The following is a 17,005-nucleotide window of genomic DNA, read 5'->3' as shown; positions in this document are numbered from 1 at the left end:
CACTGTCCGGACCGTGGCAAAGGCCTTCCGGCAGGGGAAGGGTGGGCATAGAATGGCTGCTCGATTTTTTTCGCCTTCTCTTTCCGGACAAGCAGAATGAGCAGCAAGACCAGCGGTGATGCACCGCAACACGCCCCGAACAGCCCCGAAGCGCAACTGCGTCTGGCCGCGCTGGAATACCACCGCAGCCCGACCAAGGGCAAGATCCAGGTAACGGCCACCAAGGCGCTGTCCAACCAGCGCGACCTGTCGCTGGCCTATTCGCCGGGCGTGGCCTACGCCTGCGAGGAGATCCACAAGGATCCCGCGATGGCCGCCGAGTACACCTCGCGTGCCAACCTGGTGGCGGTGATCACCAACGGTACTGCGGTGCTCGGCCTGGGCGACATCGGGCCGCTGGCCGGCAAGCCGGTCATGGAAGGCAAGGGCTGCCTGTTCAAGAAGTTCGCTGGCATCGACGTGTTCGACATCGAACTCGATGCGCGCGACCCGGACAAGATCGTCGAGATCGTCGCCGCGCTGGAACCCACGCTGGGCGGCGTGAACCTCGAAGACATCAAGGCGCCCGAATGCTTCTACATCGAGAAGAAGCTGCGCGAGCGCATGAACATTCCCGTCTTCCATGACGACCAGCACGGCACCGCCATCATCTCGGCCGCGGCCCTGCTGAACGGCCTGAAGGTGGTCGGCAAGGATATCGCCAAGGTCAAGCTGGCGGTGTCGGGCGCCGGCGCCGCGGCCATCGCCTGCCTGGACACGATGGTGAGCCTGGGCGTGAAGCGCGAGAACGTCTACGTGGTCGACTCGAAGGGCGTGATCTTCCAGGGCCGCGACGCGAACATGGAAGCCAACAAGGCCCGCTACGCGCAAGACACGGCGGACCGTACGCTGGCCGATATCGTCAAGAACGCCGACGTCTTCCTGGGCTGCTCCACCGCTGGCGTGCTGACCGGCGACATGGTCAAGACCATGGCCGACAAGCCGATCATCCTGGCGCTGGCCAACCCGGAACCCGAAATCCGCCCGGAAGTGGCCAAGGCCGCGCGTCCGGACTGCATCATCGCCACGGGCCGTTCGGACTACCCGAACCAGGTGAACAACGTGCTGTGCTTCCCGTACATCTTCCGCGGCGCGCTCGACTGCGGCGCCACGAAGATCACGGAAGAAATGAAGCTGGCGTGCGTGAAGGCCATCGCCGAGCTGGCCGAAGCCGAGCTGAACGATGCCGTGGCTGCGGCCTACGGCGGCCGCGAACTGAAGTTCGGCCCCGACTACATCATCCCGACGCCGTTCGACCAGCGCCTGATCGAGAAGATCGCGCCGGCCGTGGCCAAGGCTGCGGAAGAGTCGGGCGTGGCCACGCGTCCGATCAAGGACCTGGAAGCCTATCGCCAGCAGCTGACCAGCTACGTCTACCACACCGGTCTGATCATGAAGCCGGTGTTCTCGGCCGCCAAGGCCGCGCCGAAGCGCGTGGCCTACGCCGAGGGCGAGGAAGAGCGCGTGCTGCGCGCCGTGCAGGGCGTGGTGGACGAAGGCCTGGCCCGTCCGATCCTGATCGGCCGCCCGCATGTGATCCAGATGCGCATCGAGAAGGCGGGCCTGCGCCTGCGCCCCGGTGTCGACTTCGAACTGATCAACCCGGAAGACGATCCGCGCTACCGCGCCTATCACGAGGAATACCACGCGCTGCGTGGCCGTGATGGCGTGACGCCGGACATGGCCAAGGTGGCCCTGCGCCGCTCGAACACGCTGATCGGCACGATGCTGATGCACATGGGCGATGCCGATGCGCTGCTGTGCGGCACCGTCGGCCGCTTCGAGGCTCACCTGGAACACGTGCGCGACGTGATCGGCCTGGCGCCGGACGCCAAGGTCTTCGCCGCGATGAATGCGCTGATGCTGGAAAAGCATACGCTGTTCATCACCGACACGTTCGTGAACGATGACCCGAGCGCCGAGGAACTGGCTGCGATCACGCAACTGGCGGCCAAGGAGATCGGCCGCTTCGGGCTGCATCCGAAGGTGGCCATGATGTCGCACTCGATGTTCGGTTCGTCGAACCGTCCGTCGGCGCGCAAGATGCGCGAAGCGGCGGCGATCCTGGCCCGTGTGGCGCCGGAGCTCGAAGTGGAAGGCGAAATGCAGGGCGACGCTGCCCTGGATGAAGACGTGCGCCGCCATTTCCTGCCCGGCACCAAGCTGGCCGGCAGCGCCAACCTGCTGGTCATGCCGACGCTGGATTCGGCCAACATCGCGTTCAACCTGCTCAAGATGACGGGCGGCCAGGGCGTGACGGTGGGCCCGATCCTGCTGGGCGCTGCCAAGCCGGTCCACATCCTGAATCCGCAGGCCACCACCCGCCGCATCGTCAACATGACGGCCGTGGCCGTCGCGGAGGCTGGCGCGATCCGCTAAGCACTGCATCGAGATCTGAGAGTTTTGCAGATCTGATGGTCGCAAAAGAAAACCGGGCCGCGAGAGACTCTCGCGGCCCGGTTTTTTTGTCGGTGCGCTGGCACGTCTGCCGGGGTGTCAGCGCGTCGGCGGGTCAGTACGCACGAGTGGCGTGCGCCCAGCCAATCCCTTGGCTATTGCAGCACGTTGTACTGCTCCCGCATCACCACGATGATCGAACGGGCCGCGGCCATCTGTTGTGCCAGATCGTCGAAGGTGTCCTGGCGAAAATCGACCTCAGCACTCCAGTTGCAACCCGTGTGGTCCGGCGAATGCACGCGCATCGCATGCAACTCCACCTCGCCGCATTCCGGGTTGTTGTCCAGGCACTGGCTCAGGATGGCCATCAGTTCCGATCGGGATTTCACATAGCGCCGCATGCGTCACCTCACTCGTCCTGGTTTACGTGGTCCGGCACACAGTCCGGAAGACCAATCTAGGTAGAACAGGGGGGAGTCGCCAATTGAATCGCCCTATGGAGCAATGGCTTCCGATCCTGCTGCATCTGCGCGGGATCGCGCTGCGGCGCAGCATTGTGGCGCAGGGATGACGGCTGCGAGCAAGAAAAAAGCCTGCCGCGAGGGCAGGCTTCAGTTCTGCAGGTGTGGCCGATCGCGGCGCTCAGAAGCGGTGGCGAACGCCCACGCCGAAGGTGTCGCCGTGCTCCACGCCCGTGACCTTGTCGTAGTAGTACGCGGCGTACACGTCGGTGCGCTTCGACAGGTTGTAGTCGTAGGCCACGCCAAACGTGTTGCGCTTGATGCTGGTCACTTCGTTCAGCACGCGGCCGAACGTGTACGACGCCAGCACGTTACCCGCGCCGACGGGCACCGACACACCGGCCTGGCCGTCGATGTGCTTGATGTCGCCCGTGGTGCTGGTCGTGAAGTTCGTCTTGATGTACTGGCCCTGCAGGTACGCCTTCACGAACTTGAAGTCGTACGACACGCCAGCCTGGACGGCCGACTGCTTGTCGAGGTTGGCCAGCGCCGGGTTCTGCGGGTCGAACGGTGCAACGTCGAACTTGACCTGCTGGAACGCCACCGTGGCGGCGAAGTTGCCCGAGAAGTAGGTCAGGTTGCCGCCCCACTTGTTCTTGCTGTTGCTGCCAGCCGATTCGCCCATGCCGTAGATCAGGTTGGCAGTCAGGCCGCCGAAGGTCGGCGTCGAGTAGACCAGCGAGTTGTTCCAGCCCGAGTCACCGATGATGCCCGGATCGTACAGGCCCGTGCCCGGCGTACCGAAGTACGTATGGAAGATCATCGGGCTGAAGGTGTACGAGTCCACCAGCGGGTTGAACAGGATCGTCGACACGAAGTAGGGCGTCGTGTTGCGGCCCAGCTTCAGCGTGCCGTACCTGTCGTTCGTCAGGCCGACGAACGCGTTGCGGCTGAACATCGAGTCGCCGGTGAAGCGGCCCGTGCTGCCGGTGTCAGGGCGGAAGAAGCCGTTCAGGTCGAAGATGGCCTTCGTGCCCATGCCCAGGTCCTCGGTACCCTTGATGCCCCAGTACGAGGTTTGCATGCCACCCGAATTGACAACGTAGGCACGGTCGCCCGAGCCCGGTGCCTTGACACCTCCGACAAAAGCGTCAGCCATGCCGTACAGCGTGACGCTGGACTGGGCCATGGCTGCGCCGGAGAAAAGAGTGGCCGCGATTGCCGCCAGCTTGATAGCCGGCTTGTACTGCTTCGTCATGTAAGACCTCCGTGGTTGTGATGCTGCTCAGAACGTTTTCTTGTGTGCCGGGACCCTGGCGGGGTCTTCTTCTGCTTTGTCCCTCGGCCGCGCACGGAAGTCTGCCGGAGCAGTGGCCGGCGCGGCCGGGGACTTTTTTTACAGCGATGCTGCGTCGCTGAACGTTCCTGAATTTCTCTCTCTTTACTGCCGTGGATTTTTTTTCAGGCGGATACTAAGTCGTTCAGGCGGAACTGCGCAATGCGATGAATCTGGTTGATGCATGTTTGCAACTCCACCGCCGGCTCGTTTTCGATGCGCATTGCAAAAGCGTCGATGATCCCGTGCCGGTCGTAGCCGCGCACGGCCAGGATGAACGGGAAGCCGAACTTGCGGTTGTAGGCCGCGTTCAGGTCCTGCAGGCGCTGGAATTCCTCGGCCGTGCACTGATCCAGGCCGGCTCCGGCCTGCTCGCGCGTGGATTCGGCGGTCAGCTCGCCCCGGACGGCGGCGCGGCCGGCCAGCTCCGGGTGGGCGCGCACCAGCTTGACCTGGGCTTCCTCGCCAGCCGCGTCGACGGCGCCGCGCAGTGCGGCAGCCAGTTCGGCCACGTTCGCAAACGGGCGCTGCTTCGCGGCCGCTTCGGCAAACCACGGCGAGTGTTCGTAGATGCCGCCGAGTACCTGGACGAACTCGGCTTCGGGCATCGCATTCAGTTGGGTGATGGTGTAAAGGTTCTGGCTCATGCCTGGCTCCGGTACGGGTGGGTGTCGATCCAGTGGCGCGCGATGTCCACGCGCCGGCAGATCCATACCTTGTCGTGCGACTGCACGTAGTCCAGGAACCGCTGTAGCGCGCGGAAGCGTCCAGGGCGGCCCAGCAGGCGGCAGTGCATGCCGACCGACAGCATCTTCGGCTGATCGAGCCCGCGCGGATCGCCTTCGGCGTACAGCACGTCGAACGCGTCCTTCAGGTACTGGAAGAACTGCTCGCCCGTGTTGAAGCCCTGCGGCGTGGCAAAGCGCATGTCGTTGGAGTCGAGTGTGTAGGGCACCACCAGGTGCGGCTTCTTTTCGCCGCCGGTGACTTCCACCTCGGTCCAGAAGGGCAGGTCGTCGCCGTAGTAGTCGGCGTCGTACAGCAGGCCGCCATGTTCCACCACCAGCTTGCGCGTGTTGGGGCTGTCGCGGCCGGTGTACCAGCCCAGCGGCATCTCGCCGGTCAGTTCCTTGATGATGTCCATGCCGATGCGCATGTGGTCGCGCTCGGTGGCTTCATCCATGTTCTGGTAGTGGATCCAGCGCCAGCCGTGGCAGGCGATCTCGTGGCCGAGTTCGACGAAGGCGCGCGTCAGTTCCGGATGACGCTGCAGGGCCATCGACACGCCAAAGATGGTCAGAGGCAGCTTGCGCTGCTCGAACTCGCGCAGGATGCGCCAGACGCCGGCTCGCGATCCATATTCATAGATGCCTTCCATGCTCATGTGCCGGGCGGGATAAGCCGCGGCGCCGACGATCTCGGACAGGAACTGCTCGGACGCGGCGTCGCCGTGCAGCACGCAGTTCTCGCCGCCTTCTTCGTAATTGAGCACGAACTGCAGCGCGATACGCGCACCGCCCGGCCAGCGGGCGTGCGGTGGCTGGGCGCCATAGCCGATGAGATCGCGTGGATAGTTATCGTGTGTCATCTCGTTGTGTCTGCTTCAGGAGAGAAATCCAAACTGCTGCCCCCGACCCGCTGTTCGGGCGGAGGTTGGCCGGAACCTGGAGCGCACTGGCTTACGCAAAGCGCGTGCCAGATTTCCGGCGAAAGACTTGACAACCGTGCGCAACGTGGTGTGGATTGTCCGTGCGCAATTGTCGGGTCCGATTGTCGAGCGTTGATTGTTCGTCGTTGGCGTGTGGCGTTACTCCGTGCCGTGGGTGTTCGCGGCGGCGTTGCGCATGGCTTCCTCGGCCGACTGGATGCCGTTGAAGAACAGGTTCAGCGCCACGGCCACGATGGTGCCCAGCACGATGCCGCTGTGCGTGAACGGGTCGGTCCACTTGGGCAGGTACTGGAACAGCGTGGGCGACAGGGTCGGAATCATGCCGAATCCGATCGAGATCGCCACGATGAACAGGTTGTGGCGGTTGCGGTTGAAATCGCACGCACCCAGGATACGGATGCCGGTGGCCGCCACCATGCCGAACATCACGATGCCGGCGCCGCCCAGCACGAACTGCGGCACCGAGGCCACCACGTGCGCCATCTTCGGGAACAGGCCGAACGCGATCAGGATCAGGCCGCCGGCTGCCGCCACGTAGCGCGAGCGCACGCCAGTCACCGTGACCAGGCCCACGTTCTGCGAGAACGACGTGTACGGGAACGTGTTGAACACGCCGCCGATCACCGTGCCCAGGCCGTCGGCGCGCAGGCCGGCCGTCAGGTCCTTGGTGCTCAGCTTGCGGCCGGTAATGTCGGACAGGGCCAGGAACATGCCGGTCGACTCCACCAGCGTGATCAGCATGACGATGCACATCGACAGGATGGCGGTCAGCTGGAACGTCGGCATGCCGAAGTGGAGCGGCGTGATGACGGCCACGAAGCTGGCGTCATGGAGCCCGTCGAACGACACCTTGCCGAATGCCATGGCCACGAAGGTGCCGATGATGATGCCGAGCAGCACCGCGCAATTGGCGACCAGACCGCGGCCATAGCGGGTCAGCGCCAGGATGACCAGCAGCGTCAGGCCCGCGATGGCCAGGTTGCCCAGGTCGCCATAGGCCAGGTTCGGGACGTCCTTGACCACGCCGTCGATCACCGCGCGCGTGGTGGGCTGGCCGCCCCCCGCCCAGTTGATGCCCACGCGCATCAGCGACACGCCGATCAGCGTGATGACCGTGCCGGTCACCACGGGTGGGAAGAGTCCGAGCATGCGGCCCATCATCGGCGCAATCAGTATGCCGAACACCCCGGACGCGATCACCGCGCCGTAGATGCCCAGCAGGCCGACGTTGGGATCGTTGCCGATGGCGATCATCGGGGCCACCGACGCAAACGTGACGCCCATCATCACGGGCATGCGGATACCGAATTTCCAGAAGCCGATGGCCTGGATCAGCGTGGCCAGGCCGGCCGCGAAGAGGTCGGCGTTGATCAGGAAGGCCAGCTGGTCCTTCGGGAGCTTGAGCGCACCGCCGACGATGAGGGGAACGGCAACCGTGCCGGCATACATCACCAGCACGTGCTGCAGGCCCAGCGCCAGCAACCGCCCGGAAGGCAGCCGCTCGTTTGTCAGATCCGTGGGGACCGTGGTGCTTGCGGAATTCATGGGTGTGTCTCCTCTCCTTTGGTTTCGATGGGAACGCACGCCGGGTTCCACCCTTGACCGCCTTGTCGTTGCCTCTTGTCGCGGGCGTTTGTTGGCGGTTCTTGTCCGGTTTCAGTCGCGCCTCTGGCGGGCTTGATCAGCGACGGAAAGCCGGCGGGATGGCATCGGCAACAGGGGGATTGTGTTGCCCGGCGGCGGGAACATCGTGCTAGGTGGAGCGGCCCAGCACGGTGCGAAGATCGAAGTTGCCGGGTTCGTCCGGCTGGACGCGGTCCGCGCAGGCGCCAAGGTGGTGCGCCATGCGCGACTGGGCCAGTGCGGCGTCGCCCTGTTCCAGTGCGTCGAGAATGTCGTCGTGCTCGTCGAACGAGCAGGCGTTGTGGCCAGGAGCTTCGACGCTGGCAATCATCAGCGTGGTGCGCGACACCAGCCGGCGCATCATCGTCACCAGCAGTTCGTTGCCGGAAAGATCGGCCAGTGCGGTGTGGAATTCGGCGGACAGCCGGATCCAGGTGGGACGCTCGTGGGTCAGGAAGGCCTGGCGCTCGTCGTTGACCATCTTGCGCAGCGGGGCGATCACGCTGCGCACGTTCGGCATGGCGGCCAGTTTTTCCAGTACCGCGCGTTCCAGCATCTGGCGCAGCTCGAACATGTCATGGGCCTCGTCGGTGGACGGGCTGGCGATGAACGCGCCGCGATTTGGCTCCAGATCGACCATGCCGTCGGCGGCCAGGCGCGACAGCACCTTGCGCACCGTGTGACGGGCGGTGGCATAGATTTCGCAAAGCGAATGCTCGGTCAGCTTCGTCCGGGGCGGCAGCCGGTGCTCCATGATCGCGTCGTAGATCTCGTGATACATGCGCTCTTCCACCGACCCCTTGCGGGCGGGCTTGTTATCGGTGGACGCGGGCAGTGCGTCGGCGGCGGCAATCAGCTTGAGATTCTTGGACATCCTGGGCGCTCGCAAAAGCAGGAGAGGCAATGGTCAGCGATCGTAGCGAGCCGTTCACGCATCAACATCAAGGGTCTTGATATCGATCATTTAGCTACGCCGATCTAAAAATTGTTGACAATTATTTGGATATGCAAGCACCATTGTCAACAAAACCGACCCAGGTTTTCGACAACTACGGGTATTTACCGAGTTGTCATCAGGATAGGGCAGGCGCATTGTCGCCTCGCACCAATCCAGCGCCGGGATGCGTTGAAACACGTACCGAGCGGGCACTATTTCCCACAAATGGTGCTAGTGAAGGCAGCGGCGCCCCTCACAACCCACACTCCAAAGGAAGAACAGGATGGGACGCTTGACCACTCACGTTCTCGACACTGCCGCCGGTACGCCCGGTGCCGGCATGTCGGTTACCCTGCATAAAATTGTCGACAATCGCCGCGAGACCCTGAAGTCGATCCAGACCAACCACGACGGCCGTGCCGACCAGCCCCTGCTGGAGGGCGCGGATCTGCAGCCGGGCGTCTACGAACTCGATTTCGGCGCTGGCGCCTACTTCCGTGCACAGGGCGTGACGCTGCCCGAGCCGGCATTCCTTGATGTGGTGACGCTGCGTTTCGGCATTGCCGACACGAACGCGCACTACCACGTGCCCCTGCTGGTGTCGCCGTGGTCGTATTCGACCTACCGCGGCAGCTGAGTCAAGGCGGACGGGAACAAGGAGACAAGTCATGGAAGGCTACATTCTCGACTGGGCCAATCTGCTGTTGCGCTGGCTGCACGTCATCACGGCGATTGCCTGGATCGGTTCGTCGTTCTACTTCGTCTGGCTCGACAACAGCCTGACGCGCCCCACCGATACCGGCCTGAAGGACAAGGGCGTGGACGGCGAGTTGTGGGCCGTGCACGGTGGCGGCTTCTACAATCCGCAGAAGTACCTGACCGCGCCCAAGTCGCTGCCCGAGAACCTGCACTGGTTCTACTGGGAGTCGTATTCCACGTGGATGAGCGGCTTTGCGCTGCTGGTGGTGCTGTACCTGTTCAACGCCAGCACGTTCCTGATCGACAAGAACGTCTACGACATGTCGCCCGGCGCAGCCGTGGGCTTTGCCGTGACGTACCTGATCGTCGGCTGGGTGGTCTATGACGCGATCTGCCGCATTTTCGGCAAGAGCGACCGGACCGTGGGCATCCTGGTGGCCGTGTACGTGGCCGTGGCAGCCTTCGCGGCCTGCCACATCTTCTCGGGCCGCGCGGCATTCCTGCTGACCGGCGCGATGATCGCCACGATCATGAGCGCGAACGTGCTGTTCTGGATCATCCCGGGGCAGCGCAAGGTGGTGGCGGCACTGAAGGCCGGCCAGCCGGTGGACCCCATCCACGGCAAGCGCGGCAAGCAGCGCAGCGTGCACAACACCTACTTCACGCTGCCGGTGCTGTTCGCGATGCTGTCGAACCACTACAGCATGACGTACGCGGCCAAGAACAACTGGCTGGTGCTGATCCTGGTGATGCTGGCTGGCGTGCTGATCCGTCAGTTCTTCATCCTGAAGCACAAGGGCAAGATCAACTTCGCGTGGCCGACCGCTGGTGTGACGTGCCTGGGCCTGGTGGCTTTCCTGATCGCGCCGCAGCCGCGTCCGCAAGTGGCCAAGGGCGCCGACGGCGACGCTGCCGCCACGGCGGTGAGCTTCGTGAAGGTGCAGGAAATCATGAACACCCGCTGCGTGCAGTGCCATGCCGAGCAGCCGAAGATGATGCCGACGGCCGCCAAGGGCATCAAGCTCGATAGCGCGGATGGCATCAAGTCGCACGCCCAGCTGATCTATCAACAGGCCGTGCAGCAGAAGGCCATGCCGCTGGGTAACGTCACCCAGATCACGGACGACGAACGCGCCCTGCTGGGCCAGTGGTTCGAGGGCGGCGCCAAGACCACCAACTGATTTGACCGGGCATCGGTGATCGACGGTCCGGAGGCTGCGCAGTCAGCAGCCGGCTGTACCGGACCGGCGAGGGTTTGAGCGGGGCTTCGGCCCCGTTTTTTTATGGGCCAGCCGATGTGGGTCAGCCGCCCACGTTGAACAGCGCCAGCAGGCCCAGCGCCAGGAAGATCGCCGCGGCAATCTTGTGGACCAGTGCGATCGGCATCTTGTTGGCGAAGCGGTCGCCCAGCAGCACGGCCGGCGCATTGGCCAGCATCATGCCGAACGTCGTGCCGGCCACCACGGCCAGCACTTCACCATGGAAGCGCGCCGCCAGGGCCACCGTGGCGATCTGCGTCTTGTCGCCCATCTCGGCGAAGAAGAACGCGACGATCGTGGTGCCCAGGATGCCTAGCGCGCCCTTGACCGGCTTGGCTTCCTCAGCGTCGTCGAGCTTGTCCGGAATCAGCATCCAGCCCGCCATCGCAATAAACCCGAGGCCAAGGATCCAGCGCAGCAGGTTGGCGCCCAGCACACCGGTGATCCAGCCGCCCAGCGCACCGGCAAAGCCGTGGTTGACCAGCGTGGCGATCAGGATGCCGAGAATGATGGGAAGGGGCTTGCGATACCGCGCGGCCAGCACGAGCGACAGCAGCTGCGTCTTGTCGCCCATTTCGGCGAGCGCGACGATACCTGTGGAGACGAGGAACGATTCCATTTTTATAGGTGCATGAACCGGGCCGCAAACGCATCTCGCGAGATGCCAATGACGCACACCTTTCCCGGCCCGGCCAGAAAGGTATGGTCATCGGTCTCGCCAGGCGTCGGACGCAAGGTCCTTGGCTGCGCACGCCATAACCGCCTGCCATGTCGGCATTTGGTCAAGTCTGTTGACGTACGCCCCTGTCTTCCGGGTGCCGCATTGCGCGGCGCGGTGAGATCAGGGCGGCTACTCCCCAATGGAGGGTAGGAGTGTACCATTACCGGCGCACTCCCCCCTAAGAACCGTACGTGCGTGTTTCCCCGCATACGGCTCAAGCCCCTGCTAAGTGTCGATAAAATCAAACACCGGTTTCACAACGGTTCTTCCGTGGTGGTGAACCTGGATATGGCAGTTCGGATGCAACAGCACGCGATTTCCTAGAGCGTCGGACCCACCATTGACACGGTAGGTGATGTGATGGTCGTCCCATCCTGTCTCTTTGGTTATCTTGCACTGACACACCGCACACAAGCCTCGCTGGGCCATGTACAGCTTGATCCATTGCTTTCGGTGCGCCATGTTTTCCAACAGGCGTTCCTTGCGTAGATTTTCGCCGTACAGTTCCTGCGCGGGGTCGAAGGGATGGTAGGCCCCCCGGACTTTCTTGTGTCGCCGGATGGGTGTGCCGGTAAGCGAATAAACTTGCCGCCAGCGCGATTCACCATCTCCGCTAACAACCTCTGTGCCGAACACCCAGCTTCGTTCGCCTAAGGATGCGAAGTACTTCTTCCGTACCCATTCAGCGTTCTTTGCTGGGTGCCGCCGTTTTGCCCACCAGAGCAGAGCCCGAAATATCTGGTGCTCCATCCTGTTGAACACTTCTTTGGCCACCACCGGGCTGTGATACTGCGCCCAGCCCCTCAGCATCGGGTTTAGCAGGCGAATCAACACCTCCTGCTTCACCGTCTTATTGGCACTGATGACGTCCTTCACCTTGCGATAGAACGCTTGCGCGTTTTTCTTGCTTGGCTTAATGAGTAGCGTTCCAGAGTATTTCCGGAAATTCCACCCTAAGAAGTCAAAGCCGTCGGTCATGTTCACGATTCGCGTTTTCTCCGTGGAGAGCGATAGCCCCCGAACTGCGAGAAACTGTTCCACCCACGGCTTCACTTCGTGCTCTAAGACCTCCGGCGTGCAGCCGGTGATCACGAAGTCATCCGCATAACGTACGACGTTGACCTTCAACCGTTTCGTGTTGTTGACCCCCAGCTTTGTCCGCAAGAACGCCGCCAGTTGTCGTTCCAACCCATTCAGTGCCACGTTTGCCAGGGTCGGGGAGATGATGCCTCCCTGTGGTGTCCCGGCGTCGGTCGCCTGAAACTGGCCCTGAAATACCACGCCAGCCTTCAGCCATTTGCGCAGGATCGCCGTGTCCATCGGAACATTGCGCTCCAGCCAGTCATGGCTGATATGGTCAAAACACCCTTTGATATCCGCCTCCAGCACCCATTGAGCCGAAGCCTTTTGAGATAGGGAGACAAATAGCTGGGACATGGCGTCCGCCGTAGAGCGGTTGATCCGGAACCCATAAGAGTTCGGATCGCTCGTCCCTTCGGACACCGGTTCCAGCGCCAGCAGATACAGCGCTTGCATGGCTCTGTCCAACATGGTTGGGATGCCCAGAGGACGCTCCTTTCCGTTGGCCTTGGGAATGAACACGCGCCTTAACGGCAGCGGGCGGTATCCCCGGCGCTTCAACCGTCCGATGGCGAGCCACCGGATTTCAGGCGAGTCCCAGAGTTCACGGTCCACACCTGCTGTCCGTTTACCTTGGTTCTCCGTCACCCGTCTTACCGCCGATGCTTTGGCCGAAAACGAGCGGGTCAGCGTCCGTTGCAGGGCTTTCACCCTGCGCCAGTTGCCGGCCTGTGTTGCCTTCGCAATTCGAATCTGCATTCCCCTGACATTCCGTTCCACGCGGCGCCAATCAATATCGCCCCATTTCTGCGGTGTGCCGGAAAGCGCAGACCTGACCTCGCGGTCTGGTTCTTCCATGCTGCTCTCCTTTCTGAAAAAGATCGAACGATCCCCCAGGTACGAGAGCACGGTTTTCCCCCTTGCGGGAGAAAACTGCACTCCCGCCGGGGATTCATTCATTCTGTGTCGGAGGGCTTGCGCCATCCTGCACAGCAGGTTGTATAGAGGTCAAACAGCCGTCTTGCGACGAAGGACCAGTTGGAAGTCTGCCCGCTTTCGCGTGGGGAACGAGCCCCTATCCGAACCATTACAGCCCGGCTTTCGCTTTTTCCAACCTCCCATACCCGCACGGCCAACAGCGTCCCTTGCGGTTCGCCTGCCAGAGTCATACCGACCTCCGGCGGCCATACGGGCTTACCACGTTCCCTACGCGTTACAAGACCGGGTTAGGGCCCGCCTATTCACCGGTGGTCTGATGACGACGTATTCCGAGCTTCCAGCGGAATATCCGACCACGTACCTTTTGGTTGATGCCGCTCAGCAGCTTAGGCATCGCAATGCTCACGGTGTTTATCAGCAGTTCACATATGTTGCCCATACCGGCCAGCCTGGCTCCTCGACCCCATTGCTGCTCGGAGTCTCTGCCCACTTACCTCACGGCAGGTGAACACCCAAACTTCGGGGGCTACGTTGTCAGGAAAGCTTCGTACCCCACCGTTACCAGTGACGCACGTTTCCCTAGGCTACTGCTAGTCGCATAGCAGGTTCGCTGTCCGAGGTGCCTCACGGCATTGTTCGGATCGAACCATAACGCGTAGAGCTTTACGCTCCTTGAACCTCTTCTGGATTTGCATGTGCCCCTGTACCAGCGAGCGCCTGACGAATGGCAAGCCATCCGTCCCATTGGCATAGTGATTGAGCGCCGCCAGGAGTGGGGCGCGCAAAGGGAATCCGCCAAAGGCGGTTTCCCCGCCTTTGGGCAGTGGCTGAATGAACATTCAGCAGATAAGCAGGCCATCTGTGGGACCGATAAGTCTGGTCCCCGATGACAATGGACGTTCGGCCGGAGCCTACTTCGTCAAATCACATATGTGTCGGTTTGATACAACGGTCGCCAGAGGCTGGCGTTGTATTCCGACTGAGGTCGATGCCCATTGGGACTTTATTTAGGTTGTTTTAAGAGGGCCTGTCCCTCTACACGGAGCGTGCCGTGTCGCACGGAAGCCCGCATTGTAGCCAGACCGATGGGTAATGTCCATCAATCTGGCGTTTTTACGATGATTTTGCGAATGATTCTCAGGTCGGGACCGGGCTGTTCTCGCTGGTCTGGCGACCGCGGAAATCGGTCCAGCAGAGGGCCTTGAAATCGTAGAGCTTGCAGCGGCGCGCGGTCCGGAAGTACCAGCGCCACGAGAAGTTCTCGATGATGATGCGACCCGGAAGCGCGTGCTCCAGCAGCGCCTGGGCGCGCTTCAGCTGGTACAGCGGCACGCTCATGTCCACATGGTGTGCCGTGTGCTCCATGATGTGATGCAGTGCCGCGCCAATGCCCATGCCGAAGCGCAGATGCACGGTGGTCGACACGAACGGCTGGGCCTTGGCCCACATCGGCTTGGTGTCGTACCAGGCCACGCTCGTATGCGTGTGGTGCACGTAGAGCACGAAGCCGACCGTGGTATTCCAGACCAGGAAGGGCAGCACGAAGCCGGTGCCGACCATCAGCAGCACGGACTGGTCCGTGGCAATGGCCAGCCACGCCAGCGCGCCGATCCACAGCGTGCCGAAGGCCGCGACCAGCGCGCAGTCCCACATGAAGATCGCGCGGCGCGTGGCCATCTGGCGCTTGCTCGGGAAGAACAGCTTGAACCACCAGATCTCGATCAGGTAGTAAAGCCCGGCGCCAAAGCCGTTGCGATAGATGCGCTCCATCACGCGCCGACGGCGCGGCAGCGCACGGAATTCCTCAAGCGAGTAGGGTGCCCAGACGAAGTCGAAGCCCTTCAGGTTCGTGTAGCCGTGATGCACGACGTTATGGCCGACTTCCCACAGGCTGTATGGCGTCAGCGAAGGCAGGAAAGTCAGCCGGCCCAGCCATTTGTTCAGGCCGCGATGGTCGGTCAGGCTCTGGTGGCAGGCATCGTGCCCGATGATGAACAGCCGCGCGATGATCAGGCCCGCCAGCACACCCAGGCCAACCTTGGCCCACCATGCCGACAGCAGCACCACGCCGGCCAGCACCGCCGCGAACAGCGCGTAGTCGAACGCGAACAGGAACAGCGCGCGCGATGTGCTGCGGCGGCCCAGCGGGATCAGCCAGCTGCGGATGGTCTTGCGATTGGGAAATGGTGCCTCGAAGGCGATAGGCTCCGGCAGTGGAACGTTGCCGGAAGGGCGGGTCTGTCGGGTGGGGCCGGGGTTGGCCGCCGTGCCGATGTCTTGGGCATCGGCAGCGGAGAGGGTGTCGGATCGGGCAGTCATCGATGGTCCAGCAAGTCGGAATGCGGTGGCGCCCAGTCCTGGAGGGCGCACGGATGCGACAGGCTAGAAGGGTTTGATGACGATTGTGTTGATTCCGGTCAATACAACACCTCTAAAAGGGGCCTTTCGTTCGCGTGCGACCGGAAAGCCCCTTGTCGAAGCGGTCAGGCGTTGTCAGGCTGCCACCGGCGCATCGGCCGAGGTCTGCTCGCCCATGATGTAGACGCTGTCGATCACGCGGTCGTCGCCCAGCATCGCAAACGCGAACAGCTGCTCCTCCAGCGATTCCGAGCGATGGCTGCGGCGCGCGATCAGCGGCGTGGCCTCCGGGTCCAGCACCACGAAGTCGGCCTCGCAGCCCGGCTCGAAGCTGCCGATTCGATCCTGCCAGCCCAGCGCCTCGGCGGCGGCGCGCGTGGCCAGGTAGAACATGCGCAGCGCGGTCAGGTGATAGCCGCCCATGCGGGCCACCTTGTGGGCCGCGTTCATCGTGCGGAACATCGAGAACGAGGTGCCGCCGCCCACGTCGGTGGCCAGCGTCACGTTCAGGCGGTTGGCGTCGGACTGGTGGAAGTCATAGAAGCCGCTGCCCAGGAACAGGTTCGAGGTGGGGCAGTGCGCCACGGCGGCGCCGCTGTCGGCCAGCCGGCGGCGGTCTTCGGGATCCAGATAGATCGCGTGGCCATAGAATGCGCCCGGACGCAGCAGGTTGTAGCGGTCGTAGACGTCCAGGTAGCTGCGCGCATCGGGAAACAGCTCGGCTACCCACTTCACCTCGTCGCGGTTTTCGGCCACGTGCGTCTGAATGAAGACGTCGCCGTGGGCGCGGGCCAGTTCGCCGCAGGCGGCCAGTTGCGCTTCGGTCGATGTCGGCGCAAAACGCGGCGTGATGGCATAGGCCAGGCGGTCCTTGCCGTGCCACTTCGAGATCAGGTCGGCCGATTCGCGCGCGCCGGATTCGGCGGTGTCGCGCAGGAAGTCGGGGCAGTTGCGGTCCATCAGCACCTTGCCCGTGATCATGCGCATGTTACGCGCCTGGCTGGCGGCGAACAGGCCGTCGGCCGACGCGGCGTGCACGGTGCTCCAGACCATTGCCGTGGTGGTGCCGTTGCGCAGCAGTTCGTCGGTGAAGAAGTCGGCCACGCCGCGCGCGTAGGCGGCGTCGCTGAAACGGCGCTCCTCGGGGAACGTGTAGGTGTCGAGCCAGTGCAGCAGGCCCGGCGACGGCGACGCGATGATGTCGGTCTGCGGATAGTGGATGTGCGTGTCGATGAAGCCCGGCACGATCAGCTTGCCGCGATGGTCGATCACCTCGGCGCCGGCGGGAATTTCGCCCGCCAGGCTGTCGTACGATCCGACGGCGGCAACGCGGCCGGCCGTCACGATCAGCAGGCCGTCTTCCCAATACTGATAGGCATCGTCATGAAACTGCGGGTCGCGCAGGAAATGAAGGATGCGGCCGCGGATGGCGCGGGTGACGGCACCATGGGTGCGGGAAGCAGGGGAAGTCGTCGTCATCGTCTTGT

At 63.0% G+C, this 17,005-nt stretch carries 13 protein-coding genes and 1 riboswitch; of the genes, 3 read left to right on the top strand and 10 right to left on the bottom strand.

From position 1 onward, the window contains the following. Positions 1–96 precede the first annotated feature (96 nt). Positions 97–2,418, top strand: coding sequence for an NADP-dependent malic enzyme (locus BLQ58_RS03545; protein WP_029051015.1), 2,322 nt, complete (start codon positions 97–99; stop codon positions 2,416–2,418). A gap of 173 nt (positions 2,419–2,591) precedes the next feature. Here the strand turns inward: BLQ58_RS03545 and BLQ58_RS03540 are convergent, their stop codons facing one another. From BLQ58_RS03540 to BLQ58_RS03515, 6 genes are all read right to left on the bottom strand, one after another. Next, the gene (locus BLQ58_RS03540; protein WP_029051014.1) at positions 2,592–2,837 is read right to left on the bottom strand and encodes a hypothetical protein; all 246 of its coding nucleotides are present in this window, start codon (positions 2,835–2,837) and stop codon (positions 2,592–2,594) included. Positions 2,838–3,078: 241 nt separating this feature from the next. After that, a complete protein-coding gene (locus BLQ58_RS03535) occupies positions 3,079–4,155 on the bottom strand; it encodes a porin (RefSeq protein WP_029051013.1) in 1,077 nt (358 codons plus the stop codon). A 203-nt stretch (positions 4,156–4,358) separates the two neighbouring features. Further along, positions 4,359–4,880, bottom strand: a complete 522-nt coding sequence (gene uraD, locus BLQ58_RS03530) for a 2-oxo-4-hydroxy-4-carboxy-5-ureidoimidazoline decarboxylase (RefSeq protein ID WP_029051012.1) — start codon at positions 4,878–4,880, stop codon at positions 4,359–4,361. Further along, positions 4,877–5,821 carry an allantoinase PuuE gene (puuE, locus tag BLQ58_RS03525; RefSeq protein WP_029051011.1) on the bottom strand — a complete coding sequence of 315 codons (945 nt, stop codon included), beginning with the start codon at positions 5,819–5,821 and terminating at the stop codon, positions 4,877–4,879. Before puuE ends, uraD begins: the two co-directional genes overlap by 4 nt. A 219-nt stretch (positions 5,822–6,040) precedes the next feature. Further along, positions 6,041–7,447 carry a nucleobase:cation symporter-2 family protein gene (locus tag BLQ58_RS03520; RefSeq protein WP_029051010.1) on the bottom strand — a complete coding sequence of 469 codons (1,407 nt, stop codon included), beginning with the start codon at positions 7,445–7,447 and terminating at the stop codon, positions 6,041–6,043. Between the two features lie 208 nt (positions 7,448–7,655). Continuing rightward, positions 7,656–8,399: a GntR family transcriptional regulator gene (locus BLQ58_RS03515; protein WP_029051009.1), complete on the bottom strand. Its 744-nt coding sequence runs from the start codon at positions 8,397–8,399 to the stop codon at positions 7,656–7,658. A 346-nt stretch (positions 8,400–8,745) separates the two neighbouring features. On the opposite strand from BLQ58_RS03515, the gene uraH reads away from it, so the two are divergent. Both uraH and BLQ58_RS03505 read left to right on the top strand, forming a co-directional pair. Continuing rightward, positions 8,746–9,099, top strand: coding sequence for a hydroxyisourate hydrolase (uraH, locus tag BLQ58_RS03510; protein ID WP_029051008.1), 354 nt, complete (start codon positions 8,746–8,748; stop codon positions 9,097–9,099). A gap of 31 nt (positions 9,100–9,130) precedes the next feature. Further along, a complete protein-coding gene (locus BLQ58_RS03505) occupies positions 9,131–10,342 on the top strand; it encodes a urate hydroxylase PuuD (protein WP_029051007.1) in 1,212 nt (403 codons plus the stop codon). 121 nt (positions 10,343–10,463) lie between these two features. Here BLQ58_RS03505 and BLQ58_RS03500 read toward each other — a convergent pair whose 3' ends face one another. From BLQ58_RS03500 to guaD, 4 genes are all read right to left on the bottom strand, one after another. After that, entirely contained in the window at positions 10,464–11,039 is a 576-nt protein-coding gene (locus BLQ58_RS03500; RefSeq protein WP_029051006.1) for a TMEM165/GDT1 family protein, read from the bottom strand. Positions 11,040–11,106: 67 nt separating this feature from the next. Continuing rightward, positions 11,107–11,291, bottom strand: a riboswitch (yybP-ykoY riboswitch). 75 nt (positions 11,292–11,366) lie between these two features. Further along, positions 11,367–13,079 carry a group II intron reverse transcriptase/maturase gene (gene ltrA / locus BLQ58_RS03495; RefSeq protein WP_029051005.1) on the bottom strand — a complete coding sequence of 571 codons (1,713 nt, stop codon included), beginning with the start codon at positions 13,077–13,079 and terminating at the stop codon, positions 11,367–11,369. Positions 13,080–14,297: 1,218 nt separating this feature from the next. After that, the gene (locus BLQ58_RS03490; RefSeq protein WP_029051004.1) at positions 14,298–15,479 is read right to left on the bottom strand and encodes a fatty acid desaturase; all 1,182 of its coding nucleotides are present in this window, start codon (positions 15,477–15,479) and stop codon (positions 14,298–14,300) included. Positions 15,480–15,653: 174 nt separating this feature from the next. After that, complete coding sequence (guaD, locus tag BLQ58_RS03485; protein ID WP_029051003.1) at positions 15,654–16,997, bottom strand: guanine deaminase; 1,344 nt, start codon at positions 16,995–16,997, stop codon at positions 15,654–15,656. Positions 16,998–17,005: the final 8 nt, after the last annotated feature.

It is taken from the genome of Ralstonia sp. 25mfcol4.1 (assembly GCF_900104095.1).
In the GTDB taxonomy this organism is placed as follows: Bacteria; Pseudomonadota; Gammaproteobacteria; order Burkholderiales; family Burkholderiaceae; genus Cupriavidus.
The sequence above is the reverse complement of the archived record's forward strand: the minus strand, read 5'-3'. Positions and strand labels throughout refer to the sequence as shown.